The following is a 20111-nucleotide window of genomic DNA, read 5'->3' as shown; positions in this document are numbered from 1 at the left end:
CCGAAATCTTCGAGCAGAGGTACCCCGGCCGGACGGGTCCCGCCGCCACCTCCGACTCGGCCCGACGGACAGGTCCTGGAGCCTGTGGCGGAAGGGGCGCGTGCCGCACGACGCCCGGCACACGCTCCCGCCGCGCCGCCCGAAAGCCCGGGCACGCCCGGTACGAGGGCTCCCGGGCGGCACACCGGGAGCACGCTCCCCAAGCTCTCGGCTCCGCTCGAGCAGGGGTCCCCCTCATGACACCGCGCGGCCGCCCTCCGGGCGAGGACGCCACTTCCGTCACGGGTCCTAGCCGACGAGGTTGTCGACGAGCTCCTCGCCGATGTTGGCCTCCGTGCCCGGGATGCCGAGGTCGCCGGCGCGCTTGTCGGCCATCGCGAGCAGCCGGCGGATCCGGCCGGCCACGGCGTCCTTGGTCAACGGCGGGTCGGCGAGCGCGCCCAGTTCCTCCAGCGAGGCCTGCTTGTGCTCCATGCGCAGCCGCCCGGCCGCGGCGAGGTGCTCGGGGACGTCGTCGGCGAGGATCTCCAGGGCACGCTGCACCCGGGCGCCGGCGGCGACGGCCGCGCGGGCCGAGCGGCGCAGGTTGGCGTCGTCGAAGTTGGCCAGCCGGTTCGCCGTGGCCCGCACCTCGCGGCGCATCCGGCGCTCCTCCCAGGCCAGCACCGAGTCGTGCGCTCCCAGCCGGGTGAGCAGCGCGCCGATGGCGTCGCCGTCACGGACGACGACCCGGTCCACGCCGCGCACCTCGCGGGCCTTGGAGGGGATGTGCAGGCGGCGGGCGGCGCCGACGAGGGCGAGCGCGGCCTCCGGGCCGGGGCAGGTCACCTCCAGGGAGCAGGAGCGGCCCGGCTCGGTGAGGGAGCCGTGCGCGAGGAACGCCCCGCGCCAGGCCGCCTCGGCGTCGCAGGTGGCCCCCGAGACCACCTGGGGGGGCAGCCCCCGGATCGGCCGGCCCCGGCCGTCCACCAGGCCGGTCTGGCGGGCCAGCTGATCGCCGCCCGCGACCACCCGGACGACGTAGCGCGAGCCGCGGCGCAGTCCGCCCGGTGCCATCACGATCAGTTCGGAGCTGTGGCCGAAGATCTCCAGGATGTCCCGCTTGAGGCGGCGGGCGGCCATCGCCGTGTCCAGCTCCGCCTCGATCACGATGCGCCCGCTCACCAGGTGAAGGCCGCCGGCGAACCGCAGAACGGCGGAGACCTCCGCCTTTCTGCAGCAGGTCCGGGTGACGGGGAGCCGGGAAACCTCGTCCTTCACCGCTGCCGTCATCGCCATGGGCCGATCCTTCCATGCATCCGAAAAATACGGTCGTACGCGGCGGCCAACAGCTCCGGGTCGTGCCGGGGGCTTCCGTCGGGCCGGGCCACCGGCGCCAGCTCGACCGCGGCGCCGAGCCGCTCGGCGGCGTCGGTCAGCAAGTCGCGGTCGGGCACGGCGGCCTCGTCGGCCAGCACCACGTCCAGGGCGAGTTTAGGGGCGTGTCGTCCCAAAACCTCCACATGACGCTGCGGGGAGAAGCCCTCGGTTTCTCCGGGCTGCGGGGCGAGGTTCAGGGAGAGTACCCGGCGCGCCTTGGTCCGGATGAGCGCGTCCAGCAGCTCCGGCACCAGGAGGTGCGGGATGACCGAGGAGAACCAGGAGCCGGGGCCGAGCACCACCCAGTCGGCGTCGAGGACCGCCTCGACCGCCTCGGGGACGGCGGGCGGATCGTTCGGCACGAGGTGCACGGACTGCACCTCGCCGGGGGTGAGGGCGACGGTCGCCTGGCCGCGGACGGTGTCCACGGCCTCGGGGCGCTCGGGGTCGTGGCCCTTCACCAGCGCCTGGAGTTCCAGTGGTACGGCCGACATGGGCAGTACCCGCCCGTGCGCGCCGAGCAGCCGGCCCACCAGGTCCAGGGCCTGGACGTGGTCGCCGAGCTGCTCCCACAGGGCGACGATCAGCAGATTGCCGACCGCGTGCTCGTGCAGCTCGCCCCTGGACTGGAAGCGGTGCTGGATGACCCGGGCCCAGGTCTGGCCCCAGTCGTCGTCGCCGCACAGCGCGGCCAGCGCCTTGCGCAGGTCGCCGGGCGGCAGCACACCCAGTTCGTCGCGCAGCCGCCCGCTGGAGCCGCCGTCGTCGGCCACGGTGACGACGGCGGTGAGGTCGCCGGTGATCCGGCGCAGCGCGGCGAGCGAGGCGGACAGCCCCATTCCGCCGCCGAGGGCGACCACCTTGGGCTGGGCGCCGCGGCGTCGCGGCCTGGCACCGCGGGCCCCGGTCTGCCGTCCGGCGGCGCGCCCTTCGGGCACCACCCGGCGCAGCCGGTGCAGCCGCGGAGTACGTGCGGTCATTCCCGTCCCATGTCCCGGTGGACGACCACCGTCTCCACACCCTCCGCGGCGAGTCGGGCGGCGAGCTTCTCCGACATGGCGACCGAGCGGTGCTTGCCGCCGGTGCAGCCGACGGCGATGGTCACATAGCGCTTGCCCTCGCGGCGGTAGCCCGCGGCGATCAGCCGCAGCAGCTCGGCGTACCGGTCGAGGAACTCCTTGGCGCCGGGCTGGTTGAAGACGTACGCCGCCACCTCCTCGTTGCGGCCGGTGAAGGCGCGCAGTTCCGGGACCCAGTGCGGGTTGGGCAGGAACCGCATGTCCACGACCAGGTCGGCGTCGACCGGGAGGCCGTACTTGAAGCCGAAGGACATCACGGTGGCCCGCAGCTCGGGCTCCTCGTCGCCGGCGAACTGGGCGTCCATCTTGGCGCGCAGTTCGTGCACGTTGAGGCTGGAGGTGTCGATCACCAGGTCGGCGTCGCCGCGCAGTTCGCGCAGCAGTTCGCGCTCGGCGGTGATGCCGTCGACGATGCGGCCGTCGCCCTGGAGGGGGTGCGGGCGGCGTACCGACTCGAAGCGGCGCACCAGGGCTTCCTCGGAGGACTCCAGGAAGACGGTCCGCCGGGTGACGCCCCGGTGGTCGAGGTCGGCGAGGGATTCACGGAGGTTGTCGAAGAAGCGCCGGCCGCGGACGTCGACGACGACCGCGATCCGGGCCACGTTCCCCTGGGAGCGGGCGCCGAGTTCCACCATGGTGGGGATCAGCGCGGGCGGGAGGTTGTCGACGACGAACCAGCCCAGGTCCTCCAGACACTTCGCGGCCGTGGAGCGGCCGGCCCCGGACATGCCGGAGATGATCACCAGCTCGGGGATCGCCGCTTCGGGGGCCCCGGCCGTTTCCTTGCCCGTACTCACCTGTGCTCCGTCACCTGTTCCGTCGCCGTCGCCGTCGCCCTGCCGTGTCCCGGGGGCGGTGTCCTGGACCCCGCCCCGGATCGCGCCCGTGTCCCGGTCCGTGTCCCGACCGGTGTCCTGGCCTGTCTCGTGCTCGGTCATGTCTCCAGCCCCCGTCGATCGTCCGGGGCGCCCGTGGTCACGGGCGCCCCGGGAGGACCCCCGGACTTCCCGGGTTCCTCCGTCTCGTCCATGCCGTCCATGTCATCCGTGCCCACCATGTCATCCATGATCTCGCCCGTCGCCGTGTTGACGGCGGGACCGGCGGGGGCCGCCCCGGCGAGGGCGGCGGTGATCGCCTCGGCCGTCTTGCGGCCCACACCGGGCACGTCGCAAATCTGTTCGAGGGTCGCCGCGCGCAGCTTCCTCACCGAACCGAAGTGTTTGATCAGCGCCTGCTTGCGGGCCTCTCCGAGGCCGGGCACGTCGTCCAGCGGACCGGACCGGAAGCGTTTGGCCCGCTTGACGCGCTGATAGCCGATGGCGAAGCGGTGGGCCTCGTCCCGGACACGCTGGAGCAGGTAGAGGCCCTCGCTGGTGCGGGGCAGCACCACGGGGTCGTCGTCGTCCGGCAGCCACACCTCCTCCAGCCGCTTGGCGAGGCCGCACACCGCGATGTCGTCGATGCCCAGCTCTTCCAGGGCCCGGCGGGCCGCCGCGACCTGGGGGGCGCCGCCGTCGACGACGACCAGCTGGGGCGGGTACGCGAAGCGCTTGGGGCGGCCGTCGTCCTCGGTGAGCGTGTCCGCGGACGGTACGGCGGAGCCACCGGCGGCCCCGGCGTTCGCGGCGGTTCCGACGGTCGTGCCGTCCACGGACTGCCCGCCGTCGGGTTCCGTGCCCTCGCTCCACTCGCCGGTGCGCTCCTTGTCGGCGAGATAGCGCCGGAAGCGGCGGGTGATCACCTCGTGCATGGACCGGACGTCGTCCTGGCCGGCGAAGCTCTTGATCTGGAAGCGGCGGTACTCGCTCTTGCGGGCCAGTCCGTCCTCGAAGACGACCATGGAGGCCACGACGTCGTCGCCCTGGAGGTGCGAGATGTCGTAGCACTCGATCCGCAGCGGGGCGCTGTCCAGGCCCAGGGCGTCGGCGACCTCCTCCAGCGCGCGCGAGCGCGTGGTCAGGTCGGAGGCGCGCTTGGTCTTGTGCAGGACGAGGGCCTGCTGGGCGTTGCGCTCCACGGTCTCCATCAGGGCCCGCTTGTCCCCGCGCTGCGGGACCCGCAGGGAGACGCCCGAGCCCCGCCGCCCGGTGAGCCACTGCTGGACGGGCTCCACCGGGTCGGGCAGCGCGGGGACCAGGACCTCCCTCGGGACGGCGTCGCCGGTCTCCTCGCCGTACAGCTGCTGCAGGGCGTGCTCCACCAGGGCACCGGTGGTGATCTCCTCCACCTTGTCGGTGACCCAGCCGCGCTGGCCGCGCACGCGTCCGCCGCGCACGTGGAAGATCTGGACGGCCGCCTCCAGCTCGTCCTCGGCGACCGCGACCAGGTCGGCGTCGGTGGCGTCGGCGAGCACCACCGCGCTCTTCTCCATGGCCTTCCTCAGGGCCCCGATGTCGTCGCGCAGGCGGGCTGCCCGCTCGTACTCCATCTCCTCGGCCGCCTCGGTCATCCGCTGCTCCAGGCGGCGCACATAGGTGCCGGTGCGGCCGGCCATGAAGTCGCAGAACTCCTCGGCGAGTTCACGGTGTTCCTCGGCGGAGACGCGGTCCACGCAGGGCGCCGAGCACTTGCCGATGTAGCCGAGCAGGCAGGGACGGCCGGTACGGGCGGCGTTCTTGAAGACACCGGCCGAGCAGGTACGCACCGGGAACACCCGCAGCAGCAGGTCCACGGTGTCGCGGATCGCCCACGCGTGCCCGTACGGGCCGAAGTACCGGACGCCCTTCTTCTTGTGACCGCGCATCACCTGCACGCGCGGGAACTCCTCGTTCATCGTCACCGCGAGGTAGGGGTAGCTCTTGTCGTCGCGGTACTTGACGTTGAACCGGGGGTCGTACTCCTTGATCCAGGAATACTCCAGCTGGAGCGCCTCGACCTCCGTGGACACCACCGTCCACTCCACGGAGGCGGCCGTGGTGACCATGGTGCGGGTGCGCGGATGGAGCCCGGCGAGATCCTGGAAGTAGCTCGCCAGGCGCTGGCGCAGGCTCTTCGCCTTTCCGACGTAGATCACCCGGCGGTGCTCGTCGCGAAAACGGTAGACCCCCGGCGAGTCGGGGATCTCGCCCGGTTTGGGGCGGTAGCTGGAGGGGTCGGCCATGTCTCACACCCTACTGGCGGGCACCGACACGGCGGCGGGGCCGTGCGGCCACGGGCCGGGCACCGCCCCGGAAGGGTTATGACCGGCGGGAAACGGGAAGGTGGGGGGTCCGGCCCCTCGGGCGGGATGCCAGCAGAATGCGGACGCGGTCACGAGTCGGAGGGCTGGTCGGACAATGCGACAGACACGGATCGGGAAAACACGACGGCCGGCCGCCCGCGCCCGCCGGTACGCGGACGAGACGGCCGCCCTCCCCGACTCCCTCGACCCACGCGACCCCGACATCGTGCGCGCCAAGCGCCTGGGTCCGCGTCCGAAGGACGGCCGCGGCGCGGCAGGCCGGTCGTAGGGAAGGCGCGGAGAAGCCGCGGGAACCCTTATCAGCGGGGTGTCAGGGGCCGTGCCGGCCTTCAAGCCGGCACGGCCCCTGACGTGTGCGCACCGCACGTGGGCACCGCGCGGCGCCCACATGTTGGGCATCAGGTGTTGTCGGGAATTGGTCAACACGCTTCAATGCGGGGGAACTCGGGGACCCTGAACGGCGGCTTACGGATGTGAGGACCCCTCCGCGCCGACGGGGGAGGGCCCCGGGGTGTGCAGAGCGAACGGCCTGACCAGCCGTTGTGGACATCAGAGAAAGGCCCCTGCATGCCGCACGCCACACCGCACACGGACACCACCACCGCGGAACTGGACTCGGCCCTGCGCGGCGGCCCCTTCCATGTCGCCCTGCGGGCCGCGATAGCCGCCCGCGGCCTGCCGCTGCAGCGGGTGCAGCACCATCTGTCGCGCCATGGCGTGAAAGTGGGTGTCACCAGCCTCAGTTACTGGCAACAGGGCGCCCGCCGCCCGCAGCGCGCCGAGTCGCTGCGGGCCGTACGGGCGCTGGAGGAGATCCTGGAGCTGCCGGAGGAGTCGCTGATCCGTCTGCTCGCCGAGTCCGACGAGCAGGCGCTGGGCGGTCACCCCCAGGGCCGTTCCTACCGCTCGCTGGTCGAGGCCTCGGGCGTCCTGACGAGGCTGCTGGCCGAGCTCGGCGCCACCCGGGACAGCGGGCTGCAGACCCTGGGCCACCATGAGCGGGTGCGGATCGGGGAGCACCGGGAGCTGGCGGAGCGTGAGTCCCACCACATCGTGCGCGCCCACCGGGACGGCATCGACCGCTTCGTGGCCGTCCACCACGGCGACCCCGGTGCCGCACCGGCCCGGATGACCGTGCACGCCCTGGAGAACTGCCGTACCGGCCGCGTCCGCCGTCAGCAGGACACCGGCCTGCTCGCGGCCGAGCTGCTCTTCGACACACGGCTGCGGGCCGGTGACACGTTCCTCTTCCGGTACGCCGTGGAGGACGGCACGGCCGGTGTCTCGCGCGAGTACGTGCACGGGACGGACTCCCCCGGCGGCCAGTACGCGCTCCAGGTGCGCTTCGACGCCGGGGGGCTCCCGGCGCGCTGCCACCGGTTCACCCAGCACTCCGCGGCGGCACCGCGCGGCAGCCGTCAGGAGCTGGCGGTCAGCGCCCGGCACCGTTCGGTGCACCTGGTCGAACCACGCGTGCGAACGGGGTACGTGGGGATCGGCTGGGACTGGGACTGACCTCCGGCTCCGGGCCGGGCCCGGCCTCACGGCTCGGCCCGGCGGCTCATGTCCGCGGCTTCGCGACGATCGTGCCGTCGCGGGCCTCGACGGAGAGCGGTGTCAGTGGTGCCACCGCCGGCTCGCGCAGCACCCTGCCGGTGGTGGCGTCGAACTCGCTGCCGTGACAGGGGCAGATCAGCTTCGTCCCCTTCAGCCGGTTGATGGGGCAGCTCGCGTGCGTGCAGAGGGTGCTGTACGCCGTGAAGGAGCCGTCCTCGTTCCGGCTGACCACGATGTTGTGGTCCCAGAACAGCTTGCTGCTCCCCGGGGCGACCTCGCTCTCCGTTCCGAGTTCGACGGGCCCGGTCGGCGGTGAGGGCCTCTCCTCGCCTCCCCCGCAGGCGGTGAGGCCGAGTCCGGCCACAGGGCTGAGAGCCATCCCCCTCAGGACGGTACGACGGCTCGCGGCGGATCGGCCGGACATGGGAACTCCACTGGTCGGGCGGCGGTACGGGGCGACCATACCGGGGGCGCCCCTTCCGCCTGCCGCGTGGGGAGCGGGTGGGGCGGGCGGGACGGGACCGGCGGGGACCGCACGTGCCCGAGCGACGTAAACGTTTGCGCAAGCGTTTACGTCTGCCGTCGGATGGGATAGCTTCCCCGTCACGGAGCCACGACGGGGCATCCGCGCCGGCCGGGTGTGCGAAGGGAGTGGGCGATGGCGACCATGACGGACGTGGCGCGGTGCGCCGGGGTCTCGGTCGCGACCGTCTCGCACGTCCTGAACGGCACACGTCCGGTGCTCCCGCACACCCGCCAGGCGGTCCTGGACGCCGTCGAGGAACTCGGCTACACCCCGAACACGCTGGCCCGCTCGCTGGTGACCTCCCGTACCCGTTCGATCGGGCTCGCGGTGTCGGCGATCAGCAACCCGTACTTCACCGAGATCCTCCAGGGTGTCGAGGCGGCCGCCCTGGAGTACGGCTACAGCCTGCTCATCGCCGATCCGCACGACGACCCCGAGCACGAGCGCAAGGTGGTGCAGCTGCTGCACGAGCGCCGGGTGGAGGGCGTGGTCGTCGCACCGTCCGCGCAGCCGCGCGAGCTGCTCGCCTACCTCGGGCGCCATCAGGTGCCGGCCGTGTTCCTGGACCGGGTGGTCGGGGATTTCGGGGAGGACGGCCCGCGCTTCGACCAGGTCTGCGCCGAGAACACCGAACCGACGGCCCTGCTGGTCGCGCACCTGGCCGGGCTCGGTCACCGCCGGATCGCCCTGGTCGCCGGGCGGCCCGGGTTCAGCACCACCGCCGAACGGATCACCGGCTACCGGCACGGCCTGGCGGGGGCGGGGCTGCCGTTCGACGAGCGGCTCCTGGTGCACGGCGACTCCGAGTCGGCGGGCGCCGAACGGGCCACCGGCGACCTGCTCTCCCTCGGCTCTCCCCCGACCGCGGTGGTCACCGGGAACAACGCCATGACGATCGGCGCGCTGCGCGCCCTGCGCGCCCACGGTCTCTCCGTGCCCGGGGACATCGCGCTGTGCTGCTTCGACGACTTCGCCTGGGCGGACCTGTTCTCCCCCCGGCTCACCGCGATCGCCCAGCCCGGCAAGGAGATCGGCGCCCGTGCCGTCCAGGTGCTCCTGGACCGCCTGGCCGCGCCGGACCGGCCCGCGCGGACCGAGCGGCTCTCCTGCGCCTTCGTGCACCGCACCTCCTGCGGCTGCCAGGACCCGGCAGCCCTCCACGGAACCCGAGAAAGGGACCCCTCGTGATCGTCGTAGCCGGTGAGGCACTGATCGACCTGGTACCGCAGGGCGCGGGCGCGCTCACGGCGTTGACGCCGGCGCTCGGTGGCGGCCCCTACAACACGGCGGTGGCACTGGGCCGTCTCGGCTCCCCCGTCGCCTTCTGCTCCCGGGTGTCCCGCGACGCCTTCGGCGAGGCGCTGCTGGACCGGCTGCGCGAGACCGGCGTGGCGGTGTCGTCGGTGCAGCGCGGTGACGAGCCCACGACGCTCGCCGTCGCCACGGTCTCGGCGGACGGCTCGGCGGTCTACTCCTTCTACGTGGAGGGGACGGCGGACCGGCTCTTCGCGGCACCGGACGCGTTGCCGGCCGGCACCCGCGCGGTGTCGTTCGGCACCTGCTCCCTGGTGCTGGAGCCGGGGGCGACCGCGTACGAGGAGCTGATGCGCACCGCCCACGCGCGGGGCGTGTTCACGGCGCTGGATCCCAACATCCGGCCGGGGCTGATCCCGGACCCCGACGCCTACCGGAGCCGGTTCCTGAGCTGGCTGCCCTCGGTGTCGCTGCTGAAACTGTCCGAGGAGGACGCCCGCTGGCTCGGCGGCACCCCCGCGCGGTGGCTGGCGGCCGGTCCGGCGGCGGTCGTGGTCACCCGGGGCGGTGACGGGCTGACCGTGTTCACGCGGGAGGGCGGCGAGTACACCGTGCCGGGTGAGCGGGTCGAGGTGGTGGACACGATCGGAGCGGGTGACACCGTCAACGCGGCCCTGCTGCACGGTCTGGCGGCCCGGGACGCACTCAGCGAGCAGGGGGCGGCCGAGCTGGGCGCGGACGGCTGGCGGGAGCTGCTCGGTTTCGCGGCGCGTGCGGCGGCGGTCACCTGCTCGCGCGCGGGCGCGGAGCCTCCGTACGCGCGTGAAGTAGCCGTTTGACGGCCGCCCCGCCGGTTCCGCCGCCGGTCGAGGGCCAACGAGCAGGCGCGTGGAGGAGACCGTGGCTTCACCCCACACCCCTCGTTGACCCCACGGCAGGCGAGCTGGACCTCCCCGCCGGGGCGGGGAGGTCCGTTCCTCGGGGGGTCCCCGGCCCCGGGCGCACCCCCGCTCTCGCGGGGGTGCGCCCGGTCCCAGCCGCCTGCCCCTACCGCTTGACTGCCGCCTTCCGTCGGCCGACAGCCTTCTTCGCCGGTGCCTTCACAGGGCGTGCGGCATCACTGATCTTTTCCGGCTCGAGAATCTCCCGCAGGAACTTGCCGGTGTGGCTGGCCGGAACCCCGGCCACCTGCTCGGGCGTGCCCTCCGCGACGACCAGGCCACCGCCGGAACCGCCCTCGGGCCCCATGTCGACGACCCAGTCCGCGGTCTTGATCACATCGAGGTTGTGCTCGATGACGATGACCGTGTTGCCCTTGTCGACCAGGCCGGACAGGACGGTCAGCAACTTGCTGATGTCCTCGAAGTGCAGTCCGGTGGTCGGCTCGTCCAGGACGTAGACCGTGCGGCCGGTGGAGCGCCGCTGCAGCTCGCTCGCGAGCTTCACCCGCTGGGCCTCGCCGCCGGACAGGGTCGTGGCCGCCTGGCCGAGTCGTACGTACCCGAGACCGACGTCGTGGAGCGTCTTCATGTGGCGGGAGATCGCCGGGACCGCCTCGAAGAAGTGCATGGCCTCCTCGATCGGCATGTTCAGGACGTCGGCGATGGACTTGCCCTTGTAGTGGACCTCCAGGGTCTCCCGGTTGTAGCGGGCGCCGTGGCAGACCTCGCACGGGACGTAGACGTCCGGGAGGAAGTTCATCTCGATCTTGATGGTGCCGTCGCCCGAGCAGTTCTCGCAGCGGCCCCCCTTGACGTTGAAGGAGAACCGGCCGGGCATGTAGCCGCGGACCTTCGCCTCCGTCGTCTCGGCGAACAGCTTGCGGACGTGGTCGAAGACGCCGGTGTACGTCGCCGGGTTGGATCGCGGGGTGCGGCCGATGGGCGACTGGTCGACGTGCACGACCTTGTCGACGAGGTCGTCGCCGTCCACGCGCGTGTGCCGGCCGGGGACGTTGCGGGCGCCGTTCAGCTCGCGGGCCAGGTGGGTGTACAGGATGTCGTTGACCAGCGTGGACTTGCCGGAGCCCGAGACGCCGGTGACCGCCGTGAACACGCCGAGGGGGAAGGAGACCTCGATGTCCCGCAGGTTGTTCTCGCGGGCTCCGTGCACCGTGAGCCGGCGTGCCGGGTCGAGCGGGCGGCGGACGTCCGGCAGCGGGATCGCCTTCCGGCCGGACAGGTACTGCCCGGTCTGCGACTCGGTGTTCTCGAGCAGTTCCTTCAGGACCCCGCTGTGCACGACCTTGCCGCCGTGCTCACCGGCGCCGGGACCGATGTCGACGATCCAGTCGGCGACCTTGATGGTGTCCTCGTCGTGCTCGACGACGATGAGCGTGTTGCCCATGTCGCGGAGCCTGATCAGCGTCTCGATCAGCCGGTGGTTGTCGCGCTGGTGCAGGCCGATGGACGGCTCGTCGAGGACGTAGAGGACGCCGACGAGGCCGGAGCCGATCTGGGTGGCCAGGCGGATGCGCTGGGCCTCACCGCCGGAGAGGGTGCCCGCCGCGCGGTTCAGCGAGAGGTAGTCGAGGCCCACGTCGACCAGGAACCGCAGCCGCTCGTTGACCTCCTTCAACACCCGCTCGGCGATCTTCTTGTCGCGGGCGGAGAGCTTGAGCTCGCCCAGGAAGTCCGCGCACTCACTGATGGACATGGCCGAGATGTCGGCGATCGACTTCCCCATCACCGTGACGGCGAGAACGATGGGCTTGAGACGGGTGCCCGCGCAGGAGGCGCAGGCGACCTCGCGCATGTACCCCTCGAAGCGCTCGCGGCTGGCGTCGCTCTCGGCCTCGCTGTGCCGGCGCTTGACGAAGGGAACGGCCCCCTCGAAGGCCGTCGTGTACCGGCGCTCGCGCCCGTACCGGTTGCGGTAGCTGACCTCGACCTGGGTCTTGTGGCCGTTCAGCAGGGCCTTCTTGGCGCGCTGCGGCAGACCGGCGAAGGGGATGTCGGTGCGGAAACCGAGCGCGTCGGCGAGGGCGCCGATCAGCCGGGCGAAGTAGTCCTTGGTGTGCCCGTGCGACCAGGGGTGGATGGCGCCCTCGTCGAGGCTCTTGTCCGGGTCGGGGACGATCAGCTCCGCGTCGACCTCCATGCGCGTGCCGATGCCTCCGCATTCGGGGCAGGCGCCGAAGGGCGAGTTGAAGGAGAAGGAGCGGGGCTCCAGCTCCTCGAAGGAGAGGTCGTCGTAGGGGCAGTACAGGTGCTCGGAGAACATGCGCTCGCGCTCGGGGTCGTCCTCCGGGAGGTCGACGAAGTCGAGCACGACCATGCCGCCGGACAGGCCGAGCGCGGTCTCGACGGAGTCGGTGAGGCGGCGCTTGGCGGTGTCCTTCACCGTGAGGCGGTCCACGACCACCTCGATGGTGTGCTTCTCCTGCTTCTTCAGCGCGGGCGGGTCGGACAGCTGGACGGTCCCGCCGTCCACCCGCGCACGGGAGTAGCCCTTGGTCTGGAGCTCGGCGAAGAGGTCGGCGAACTCCCCCTTGCGCTCCCGCACCAGCGGCGACAGCACCTGGAAGCGGCTGCCCTCCGGCAGCTCCAGCACCCGGTCGACGATGGCCTGCGGCGACTGGCGCGAGATGGGCCGGGAGCACTGGGGGCAGTGCGGCTTGCCGATGCGGGCGAAGAGCAGCCGCAGGTAGTCGTAGACCTCGGTGATGGTGCCGACCGTGGAGCGCGGGTTGCGCGAGGTCGACTTCTGGTCGATGGAGACGGCCGGGGACAGGCCCTCGATGAAGTCGACGTCGGGCTTGTCCATCTGGCCGAGGAACTGCCGGGCGTACGAGGAGAGCGACTCCACGTAGCGCCGCTGCCCCTCGGCGAAGATCGTGTCGAAGGCCAGCGAGGACTTGCCCGACCCCGACAGGCCCGTGAAGACGATGAGCGAGTCGCGCGGGAGGTCGAGCGAGACGTTCTTGAGGTTGTGCTCGCGGGCTCCACGGACGATGAGACGGTCGGCCACGCCGGTCCGCACCTTTCTTGAGAGAAGTGACAGGGGCGGGACCCCCGTGCTTTCTCACACTAGGGCGAGCCACTGACAACGCCGGTCGGATTCACGGGTTGACAACAGTTCCCGGCTCTCCAGCATGCCCGACGCCGCGTCCGAGCTTATAGCACGTGCATTCGATTCACGCTCTTCTCCCGCCGCCTTCACCCGAAGGTGTGGCGGGGCTAGGGTCGGTACCATGATTGATCACGTCCATGACCTGGCGTCCGTACACGACGCAACCGAGCGGCTGCTCCTCGCGGTCGGCACACTGGACAACGCCGCTGTGACGAAGACGTCACGGCTTCCGGGCTGGACCCGCGGCCACGTGCTGGCCCACCTCGCGCGCAACGCGGACGCCTTGGTGAACGTTCTGGAGGGGCGTCCCATGTACGTCTCCGGCGCCGCGCGGGAGGCCGACATCGAGCGGGACGCCACGCGCCCCCTCGACGTGCAGCTCGCGGACCTGCGGGAGACGGCGGCCCGCGTCCAGCGGGTGGGCGCGGCACCGGCGGACTGGTCGCGCACCGTGGAACTGCGCGGCAGTGTCACGGACCGGGCGGCCCGGGTGCCGTTCCGACGCTGGGCCGAGGTGGAACTGCACCACGTGGACCTCGATGTCGGCTACGAGCTCGAGGACCTCCCGGCGGAGTTCACCGAGCGGGAGATCGGTTTCCTGGCGGCGCGGTTCGACGGCCACCAGGACGTGCCCACGACCCGTCTGACCACCGCCGACGGCCGGACCTGGACCACCGGGGGCGGGGCGGCCGGCGACCCGGTCGAGGTCGGGGGGCCGGCCGCGGCCCTGCTCGGCTGGCTCGCCGGGCGCCGTGACGGCTCGGGGCTGACGGTGACGTCCGGCACCCTGCCCGCCCTCCCCCCGCTATAGGCTGACCACCATGACGTACAGCGGGCGTGTGACGGTCGGCGGGGCGGCCGACGTGCACGAACTCAAGGACCTGATGATCACCAAGGTCGCCGTCGGCCCCATGGACAACAACGCCTATCTGCTGCGCTGCCGGGCCACCGACGAGCAGCTGCTGATCGACGCGGCCAACGACGCGGACACCCTGCTGGGCACGATCGGTGACGACGGCATCGCCTCCGTCGTCACCACGCACCGGCACGGCGATCACTGGCAGGCGCTCGAGCGGGTGGTGGCGGCCACCGGTGCCCGCACCCACGCGGGCCGGGACGACGCCGAGGGCATCCCGGTGCCGACGGACGTCCTGGTCGACGACGGCGACACGGTCCGGGTCGGCCACGTGGAACTCACCGCGCGCCACCTCGTCGGCCACACACCCGGCTCGATCGCCCTCGTGTACGACGATCCGCACGGGCATCCCCACCTCTTCACCGGGGACTGTCTCTTCCCGGGCGGCGTGGGCAACACCCACAAGGACCCGGAGGCGTTCGCCCGGCTGCTCCATGACGTCGAGACGAAGATCTTCGACGTGCTCCCCGACGAGACCTGGGTCTACCCCGGGCACGGCGACGACACCACGCTGGGCGCCGAGCGCCCGCAGCTGCCCCGGTGGCGCGCACGGGGCTGGTGAGCGGCCGCCGGGCGACACGGCACAGGGGCCGGCCGGTCCGGGTGAGCCCCGCCCTTCGGGGCGGGGCTCACGCCGGTGCCCGTCCGGTGCCGGCCAGCGCCGCGATCCGCTCCACCGCGAACACGTACCCCTGGACCCCGCAGCCCGCGATGACCCCGTCGGCCCGCAGCGAGACGTAGGAGTGGTGCCGGAAGGACTCGCGCCGGTGGATGTTGGAGATGTGGACCTCCACCACGGGCAGTCCGTCACAGGCGTTGAGGGCGTCCAGGATGGCTACGGAGGTGTGCGAGTAGGCGCCGGGATTGATCACGATGCCGCTGTGCTCCAGCCGCGCCTCGTGGATCCAGTCCACCAGCTCGCCCTCGTGATTGGACTGTCGCAGGTCCACCGTGCCTCCGTGCGCGCCTGCCGCCTCGACGCACAGGGCCTCCACGTCGGCGAGTGTCTCGGAGCCGTAGATCTTCGGCTGACGCTGACCGAGCAGGTTCAGATTGGGGCCGTTGAGAATCATGATCGGGGCATCGGCCAGGCTGCGGTGCACAGGTCCTCCGGTCCGTTCGGAAAAGATCGGAAAAGGTCGGGACGAGGTCTATCACGCCCCGCCGACGGTCGTCCCGGTCCCGCTGTGCCGGGGGAACCGCCTCCGGCGCTACGGGTTGATCGCCAGTTCGAGGCAGGCCGCGAGGATCACCAGGTGCACCCCGCCCTGGAGCGGCGTGGCCCGGCCGGGGCGCACGGTCAGGGCACCGACGACCACGGTCGGGGCGAGCAGCACCGTACGGGTGTTGCCGAGGCCCAGGACGAGCGGACCGGAGAGCCAGAGGGAAGCTGTGGCGACCGCGGGATGGTCAGGCCGATGCCGGCCATCGCCGAGCCGAGCGCGAGATTCACACTGGTCTGCATCCGTGCGCGCCGCGCGGCGCGCACGGCGGCGATGGTCTCGGGCAGCAAGGCCAGCAGGACCAGCAGGACCAGCAGGACCAGCAGGACCAGCAGGACCAGCAGGACCAGCAGCGCGATGATCACACCGACGACGGCGTGGGGCAGCCCGGCCGACTTGACACCGGATCCGATGGCGGGTGAGACGCCTTTGGCCAGGCCGACCACCCCCACCAGGGCCGGGCCGAGCAGCCCGAGGCTGATCAGGGCGGTGCGGCTGGACGGTGCGGCCGTGTGCTCGCTCTCCGGGGCCACGACCGGCCTGGGCTTGCCGGGCTTGACCACGGGCAGGAAGTAGTCGCGGTGCCGGACGGTCCGTGTCGCGACGAACAGGCCGTAGAGGATCAGCGAGGTGACCGCGGCGAAGGCGAGCTGTACCCCGGAGGATTCCGGGCCCGGCTTGCTGGTGGTGAACGTCGGCAGCACCAGGGTGAGGGTCGCCAGCGTGGCGAGCGCGGCGCCGGCGCCTTCCGGATTGAAGGTGGCCGTGCCGTGCCGCAGCGAACCGACCAGCAGACTCACACCGAGGATGCCGTTGCAGGTGATCATCACGGCCGCGAAGACGGTGTCCCTGGCCAGGGACGCGGTGTCGGGCCCTCCGTCGAACATCAGGGTGACGGTCAGTGCGACCTCGGTGATCGTGACGGCGACCGCGAGGACCAGTGACCCGAAGGGCTCACCGACCCGGTGGACCACCACCTCCGCATGGTGCACCGAGGCCAGCACGGCTGTCGCCGGCACCACGGCCGCCACGGCGATGACCGCGCCGGACAGTTCGCTTCCCCGGGTCAGAGCCAGGAGAACCACCGCGAGGACGGGGACCGCGCTCGTCCACCGGCCCGCGGGTGGTCCGATCCACGCGGTCATGCGGAGCCCTCGGACCTGGAGGGACCGTGGAGTTCCATCGCTCGGCACCCTGAGGAGGGCGTCAGCGTATGGGTCACTTCGAGGTCCCCGCTCCCTACGGGTGCCCGACCGTGCGACCGGTCCCGCCGGGCCCGGCGAACCCGATCGCTCGCATCGTCCCCGTCGCTCCGAGGTCGCGGTGGTCGCGGTGGTCGCGGTGGTCGCGCATGATCTCCTCTGCCGGCCGGGGACGGTCGGCGGCGGGCGGCAGTGAGCGCGACCGCGCCCCCGGCGGGTCGTTCTCTCCCGGTCCGGTACGAGACAGGCAGATGCCGGGAGCGGTGCGTGGCTGCCTGCCGCGCTCCGCTCCCGGACATCTCCTGCCCGTTCCCGGACGGGTCGGAGGCCGGGTCAGACGTCGATGCTGTCCTTGTCGGTGCCCTCGGCCCGGCCCTCCTCGGCCCGGTCCTTCAGCGCCTGCTTCCTGGAGGCCCTGAGGCTGGTGATCGTGGTGACGATCAGGACACCACAGATCACGCCCAGCGACACCGGGATGCTGATCTCGGGAACATGCACCCCGGACTCGTGCAGTGCGTGCAGCACCAGCTTCACACCGATGAAGCCGAGAATGATCGACAGGCCGTAGGACAGGTGGACCAGCTTCCGCAGCAGACCGCCGATGAGGAAGTACAGCTGCCGCAGACCCATGAGGGCGAACGCGTTCGCGGTGAACACGATGTACGGGTCCTGGGTCAGACCGAAGATCGCGGGGATCGAGTCGAGCGCGAAGAGCACGTCCGTGGTGCCGATGGCGAGCATCACGACCAGCATCGGGGTCATGACCCGCTTGCCGTTCTGCTCGATCCACAGCTTGGTGCCGTGGTACCGGTCGGCCACGCCGAACCTGCGCTCGGCGGCCTTGAGGAGCTTGTTCTCCTCGAACTCCTCGTCCTCCTCGTCGGAGCGGGCCTCCTGGACGAGCTTCCAGGCCGTGTAGATCAGGAAGGCACCGAAGATGTAGAAGACCCACGAGAAGCTGGCGATGATCGCGGCGCCCGCGGCGATGAAGATCGCCCGCAGCACCAGGGCGATGAGCACACCGATGAGCAGCACCCTCTGCTGGTACTGCGACGGCACCGCGAACTTCGCCATGATCAGGACGAAGACGAACAGGTTGTCGACGCTCAGCGACTTTTCGGTGATGTAGCCGGCGAAGAACTCACCTGCGGGCTGTCCCCCGCCGAAGACCAGCAGGCCGAGCCCGAAGAGGACGGCCAGGGCGATCCAGACAACGGTCCAGATGCCCGCTTCCTTGATGGAAACGTCGTGCGGCTTGCGCCCGATCAAGAAGTCGATCGAGATGAGGGCGAGAAGGCCCACGACGGTCAGGACCCAAAGGGTCGAGGTAACTTCCACTGCGCCTCCGGCAGATACGTCTCACGGAAAATGTCAGCGTCATCGCTGCCGGAGGTCTCTTCCACCCGGGCCCTCCGGTGCTTGGCTGCACCGGGCAGGCCATGGGCCGGCGCCCCGGGATCAGGCCTGATCCGTATTGACGGGGTCACCGCACAGACAGGGAGTACTCCCCTCCGTGTGCAAAACCTTACCGTCATCGCCAAGGTTTGGTAAAGAGCGGGGTAAAGGAAAAACCAAAGTCCCAGGTGGGGCGTGGTACCGCAAGGGCAGGGTCCAAGAGATGGGACGCCACCGCGGCGATTACGGACACACGGTCACGGGTGCCCGGTCAGGGGCGCCATGCCCGTCGGGCCTCGGCGACCCGGGTGAGCACCTGCTGGAGAACCTGGCTGCCCGGCGGCACGAGCGGGGGCTCGTACGTCCAGGCGTGTCCGACCCACGGGTCGGCCAGATGACTGCCGGCCACCGGGGTCAGCCGCAGCAGGGAGCGCCACAGGGGATCGAGCAGCGGGCCGTATCCGGCGGCCTCCTCCCGGTCGGCGACCATCATCAGGTGGACGCCGGAGGCCGGGCCCTCGTCGGCGAGGTAGCGCAGCTGGTTCACGGCACGGTCGTCGAAACCGTGCGGGAAGTCGTTGACGATCAGCAGCTGCTGGGAGGTGTCGAAGCCGGGCGGCAGCGAGTCGGCCGCCGAGCCGCGCAGCGCCATCTGCACCAGGTCGACGCGCTGGGTGAGCCGGCCCAGGACCTCCGCGACGCCCGCGGCGCCCTGGGCGGGCGGGGCCGCCAGCACACCGCTGCGCGTCAGCGGAACCAGCGGCTGCGCGCCCGACCCGGCCGGGTCGACGACGTGCACGGTGAACTCGCCCGCCGGGTGGACGGCGAGCAGGCGTGCCGCGTGTGCCACCGCCGTCTCCATGGCGAGACGCCGCATGGCGTGGGCGTCGGTGAACGACTCGTCCGGGGCGTCGGTCCGGCCGCTGTCGATCCACAGGCCGCGCTCCAGCGGCAGCCGGAGCAGCATCGGGATGCGGATCCGGTCGGCCTCGGGCAGCCGGAGGTCGCCCAGGCGCAGCGCCATGGGAATCTCCATCGGTACCCGGTAGGCGTGCCAGACGGGGCTGTCCCAGTGTGCGTAGGCCGCGGGCAGGGCGGGTTCGACGACCTCGGCCTCGGCGACGAGCTGGGCGAGGTCGCGGTCGAGGGCCTCCCTCGCCCGGTCGGCGAGCTCGGCCTGCCGGGCGCCGGCCGCCTCGCGTGCCGCGTCGCCCTGGCCGCCGATCCGGTTGCGCGGGTCGGACAGGACCTGCTCCAGCTCCTTGTCCATGCGGGACTCGGCGAAGTCGACGGCACTGCGGTAGGCGGCGGTGGTGCGGGCCAGGTCCTCGAACATGCCCCAGACCTGGTTGTAGAGGCGCTCCTCCATGGACCAGCCGGTCGCGTCGCCCGCGACGGGCTGCGCGGGCTGTCCCGGAGGGGCCGGGGGCGCGGTCGGCGGGGGAGGAGGAGGCGCGGCACTCGGCCGGCGGGGATGGCTGTAGTCGATGGGGCCGCCGACGGTCGCCGTGGACGGATCCACGGCTCCTCCGGGGTGGGCCGGCCGCGCTCCGCCCCGGCCCGGTGGCCCGGCCGGCTGCCCGCCGTACGCGGGCGGCACGGGGCCGGGGGCACCCCGGGGTGCGGTGCCGCCGCCCTGGTCGGAGTGGGGGGCCGGAGTGGCCGCCCGGCGGGAACGGTCGCCTTCGGAAGGGCGGGGCGGGGGCGCCTGCACGGAGCGGGCCAGACCCCGGGCGACCGCTTCCTCGATGCTGCCCGCGAGTCGCCTCGCCTGGGGCAGGGCCTGGTCGGTGAGGAGCTCGGCCAGGCCGCCGGCGTATCCCTGACCGACCGCGCGCACCTTCCAGGCGCCCTGGCGCCGGTAGAGTTCCAGGGCGACGACGGCCGTCTCGGCTTCCAGGCCGGTGATGGTGTAGCTGGCCACTTCGGTGCCGTCCAGCCCGGTGACCGCGACGAAGGGTGCGGCGACGGTGCCGAAGCGGGTGGGGCCCTGGCCGGCGGGGGCGGGCAGGGCGAGCAGCACGCCGACGCGGTGGACCGCGTCGGCCAGGGCGTCCAGGTCCACCGCGAGCCGGTGGTCGGCCGCGGCCTGCCGCGACACCTCCAGGCCGGGCCGGGTGGGCGAGCCCGGGTGGGCCACCCACTCCGCCCCGTGGATCCTGCCGTCCTCGTCGCCGAGCGCGGCCACGGTCACGACCGGCGTGCCGGCCGAGACCCGGATCTCGAGACGGGACTGGGAGAGCGGGTGGTTCTGCCCCCGCACCAGCTCAGCCGTCATCGTCCTCGTCCCCCCGTGTCGCGTGCTTCGCGTGTGTCGCTCGTGTTCTGCCGCTCGTCTTCCGTCGTTC

14 protein-coding genes and 2 pseudogenes are annotated in these 20111 nt (G+C 72.0%); 6 read left to right on the top strand and 10 right to left on the bottom strand.

Translation table 11 applies throughout. The features are described 5' to 3' along the window. Positions 1–288: 288 nt before the first annotated feature. From whiA to uvrC, 4 genes are read right to left on the bottom strand one after another with little or no spacing between them, the layout of a single operon-like run. Entirely contained in the window at positions 289–1278 is a 990-nt protein-coding gene (whiA, locus tag ORI94_RS03420) for a DNA-binding protein WhiA (protein ID WP_266072242.1), read from the bottom strand. Further along, a complete protein-coding gene (locus tag ORI94_RS03415) occupies positions 1269–2339 on the bottom strand; it encodes a gluconeogenesis factor YvcK family protein (protein ID WP_266072240.1) in 1071 nt (356 codons plus the stop codon). Before ORI94_RS03415 ends, whiA begins: the two co-directional genes overlap by 10 nt. After that, the gene (gene rapZ, locus ORI94_RS03410) at positions 2336–3376 is read right to left on the bottom strand and encodes an RNase adapter RapZ (protein ID WP_266072238.1); all 1041 of its coding nucleotides are present in this window, start codon (positions 3374–3376) and stop codon (positions 2336–2338) included. The genes ORI94_RS03415 and rapZ overlap by 4 nt, the downstream gene beginning before the upstream one ends. After that, the gene (gene uvrC / locus ORI94_RS03405; protein WP_266072236.1) at positions 3373–5538 is read right to left on the bottom strand and encodes an excinuclease ABC subunit UvrC; all 2166 of its coding nucleotides are present in this window, start codon (positions 5536–5538) and stop codon (positions 3373–3375) included. The genes rapZ and uvrC overlap by 4 nt, the downstream gene beginning before the upstream one ends. A gap of 175 nt (positions 5539–5713) precedes the next feature. Between uvrC and ORI94_RS03400 the strand changes: the two genes are divergently transcribed. Both ORI94_RS03400 and ORI94_RS03395 read left to right on the top strand, forming a co-directional pair. After that, positions 5714–5887, top strand: coding sequence for a hypothetical protein (locus ORI94_RS03400; RefSeq protein WP_266072234.1), 174 nt, complete (start codon positions 5714–5716; stop codon positions 5885–5887). 299 nt (positions 5888–6186) lie between these two features. After that, entirely contained in the window at positions 6187–7134 is a 948-nt protein-coding gene (locus ORI94_RS03395) for a hypothetical protein (RefSeq protein WP_266072231.1), read from the top strand. Between the two features lie 46 nt (positions 7135–7180). Here ORI94_RS03395 and ORI94_RS03390 read toward each other — a convergent pair whose 3' ends face one another. Continuing rightward, positions 7181–7600 (bottom strand): Rieske (2Fe-2S) protein, encoded by a 420-nt coding sequence (locus tag ORI94_RS03390; protein WP_266072228.1) that lies wholly within the window; start codon positions 7598–7600, stop codon positions 7181–7183. A 234-nt stretch (positions 7601–7834) separates the two neighbouring features. Here ORI94_RS03390 and ORI94_RS03385 point away from each other — a divergent pair, with 234 nt between their 5' ends. Then, positions 7835–8890: a LacI family DNA-binding transcriptional regulator gene (locus ORI94_RS03385; protein WP_266072225.1), complete on the top strand. Its 1056-nt coding sequence runs from the start codon at positions 7835–7837 to the stop codon at positions 8888–8890. Next, on the top strand, positions 8887–9795 hold the full coding sequence (locus ORI94_RS03380) for a carbohydrate kinase family protein (protein WP_266072223.1): 909 nt from the start codon (positions 8887–8889) through the stop codon (positions 9793–9795). Before ORI94_RS03385 ends, ORI94_RS03380 begins: the two co-directional genes overlap by 4 nt. A 214-nt stretch (positions 9796–10009) precedes the next feature. Here ORI94_RS03380 and uvrA read toward each other — a convergent pair. Next, a pseudogene (uvrA, locus tag ORI94_RS03375) lies at positions 10010–12925 on the bottom strand (excinuclease ABC subunit UvrA); the annotation flags it as partial. Positions 12926–13148: 223 nt separating this feature from the next. Here uvrA and ORI94_RS03370 point away from each other — a divergent pair. Together ORI94_RS03370 and ORI94_RS03365 are read left to right on the top strand one after the other, a co-directional pair. After that, the gene (locus ORI94_RS03370; RefSeq protein ID WP_266072219.1) at positions 13149–13838 is read left to right on the top strand and encodes a maleylpyruvate isomerase family mycothiol-dependent enzyme; all 690 of its coding nucleotides are present in this window, start codon (positions 13149–13151) and stop codon (positions 13836–13838) included. A 10-nt stretch (positions 13839–13848) separates the two neighbouring features. After that, positions 13849–14505: an MBL fold metallo-hydrolase gene (locus ORI94_RS03365; protein ID WP_266072217.1), complete on the top strand. Its 657-nt coding sequence runs from the start codon at positions 13849–13851 to the stop codon at positions 14503–14505. Positions 14506–14572: 67 nt separating this feature from the next. On the opposite strand, the gene aroQ is transcribed toward ORI94_RS03365, so the two are convergent. From aroQ to ORI94_RS03345, 4 genes and pseudogenes are all read right to left on the bottom strand, one after another. After that, positions 14573–15046 carry a type II 3-dehydroquinate dehydratase gene (aroQ, locus tag ORI94_RS03360; RefSeq protein ID WP_266072215.1) on the bottom strand — a complete coding sequence of 158 codons (474 nt, stop codon included), beginning with the start codon at positions 15044–15046 and terminating at the stop codon, positions 14573–14575. A gap of 108 nt (positions 15047–15154) precedes the next feature. Further along, a pseudogene (locus ORI94_RS03355) lies at positions 15155–16311 on the bottom strand (calcium:proton antiporter). A gap of 390 nt (positions 16312–16701) precedes the next feature. Further along, positions 16702–17706 carry a TerC family protein gene (locus ORI94_RS03350; protein WP_266072213.1) on the bottom strand — a complete coding sequence of 335 codons (1005 nt, stop codon included), beginning with the start codon at positions 17704–17706 and terminating at the stop codon, positions 16702–16704. A gap of 328 nt (positions 17707–18034) precedes the next feature. Then, positions 18035–20041: a TerD family protein gene (locus tag ORI94_RS03345; protein WP_266072211.1), complete on the bottom strand. Its 2007-nt coding sequence runs from the start codon at positions 20039–20041 to the stop codon at positions 18035–18037. Between the last annotated feature and the right edge of the window lie 70 nt (positions 20042–20111).

The sequence above is a fragment of the Streptomyces sp. NEAU-W12 genome (genome assembly GCF_026242095.1).
GTDB lineage: Bacteria > Actinomycetota > Actinomycetes > Streptomycetales > Streptomycetaceae > Streptomyces.
Note: the sequence above shows the minus strand (reverse complement) of the source record. Positions and strands in the feature narration are given on the sequence as shown.

Excerpts from the sequence above, each read along its gene's own strand:
- whiA (WP_266072242.1), bottom strand. The coding sequence starts at position 1,278 with ATGGCGATGACGGCAGCGGTGAAGGACGAGGTTTCCCGGCTCCCCGTC.
- ORI94_RS03415 (WP_266072240.1), bottom strand. The coding sequence starts at position 2,339 with ATGACCGCACGTACTCCGCGGCTGCACCGGCTGCGCCGGGTGGTGCCC.
- rapZ (WP_266072238.1), bottom strand. The coding sequence starts at position 3,376 with ATGACCGAGCACGAGACAGGCCAGGACACCGGTCGGGACACGGACCGG.
- uvrC (WP_266072236.1), bottom strand. The coding sequence starts at position 5,538 with ATGGCCGACCCCTCCAGCTACCGCCCCAAACCGGGCGAGATCCCCGAC.
- ORI94_RS03400 (WP_266072234.1), top strand. The coding sequence starts at position 5,714 with ATGCGACAGACACGGATCGGGAAAACACGACGGCCGGCCGCCCGCGCC.
- ORI94_RS03395 (WP_266072231.1), top strand. The coding sequence starts at position 6,187 with ATGCCGCACGCCACACCGCACACGGACACCACCACCGCGGAACTGGAC.
- ORI94_RS03390 (WP_266072228.1), bottom strand. The coding sequence starts at position 7,600 with ATGTCCGGCCGATCCGCCGCGAGCCGTCGTACCGTCCTGAGGGGGATG.
- ORI94_RS03385 (WP_266072225.1), top strand. The coding sequence starts at position 7,835 with ATGGCGACCATGACGGACGTGGCGCGGTGCGCCGGGGTCTCGGTCGCG.
- ORI94_RS03370 (WP_266072219.1), top strand. The coding sequence starts at position 13,149 with ATGATTGATCACGTCCATGACCTGGCGTCCGTACACGACGCAACCGAG.
- ORI94_RS03365 (WP_266072217.1), top strand. The coding sequence starts at position 13,849 with ATGACGTACAGCGGGCGTGTGACGGTCGGCGGGGCGGCCGACGTGCAC.
- ORI94_RS03345 (WP_266072211.1), bottom strand. The coding sequence starts at position 20,041 with ATGACGGCTGAGCTGGTGCGGGGGCAGAACCACCCGCTCTCCCAGTCC.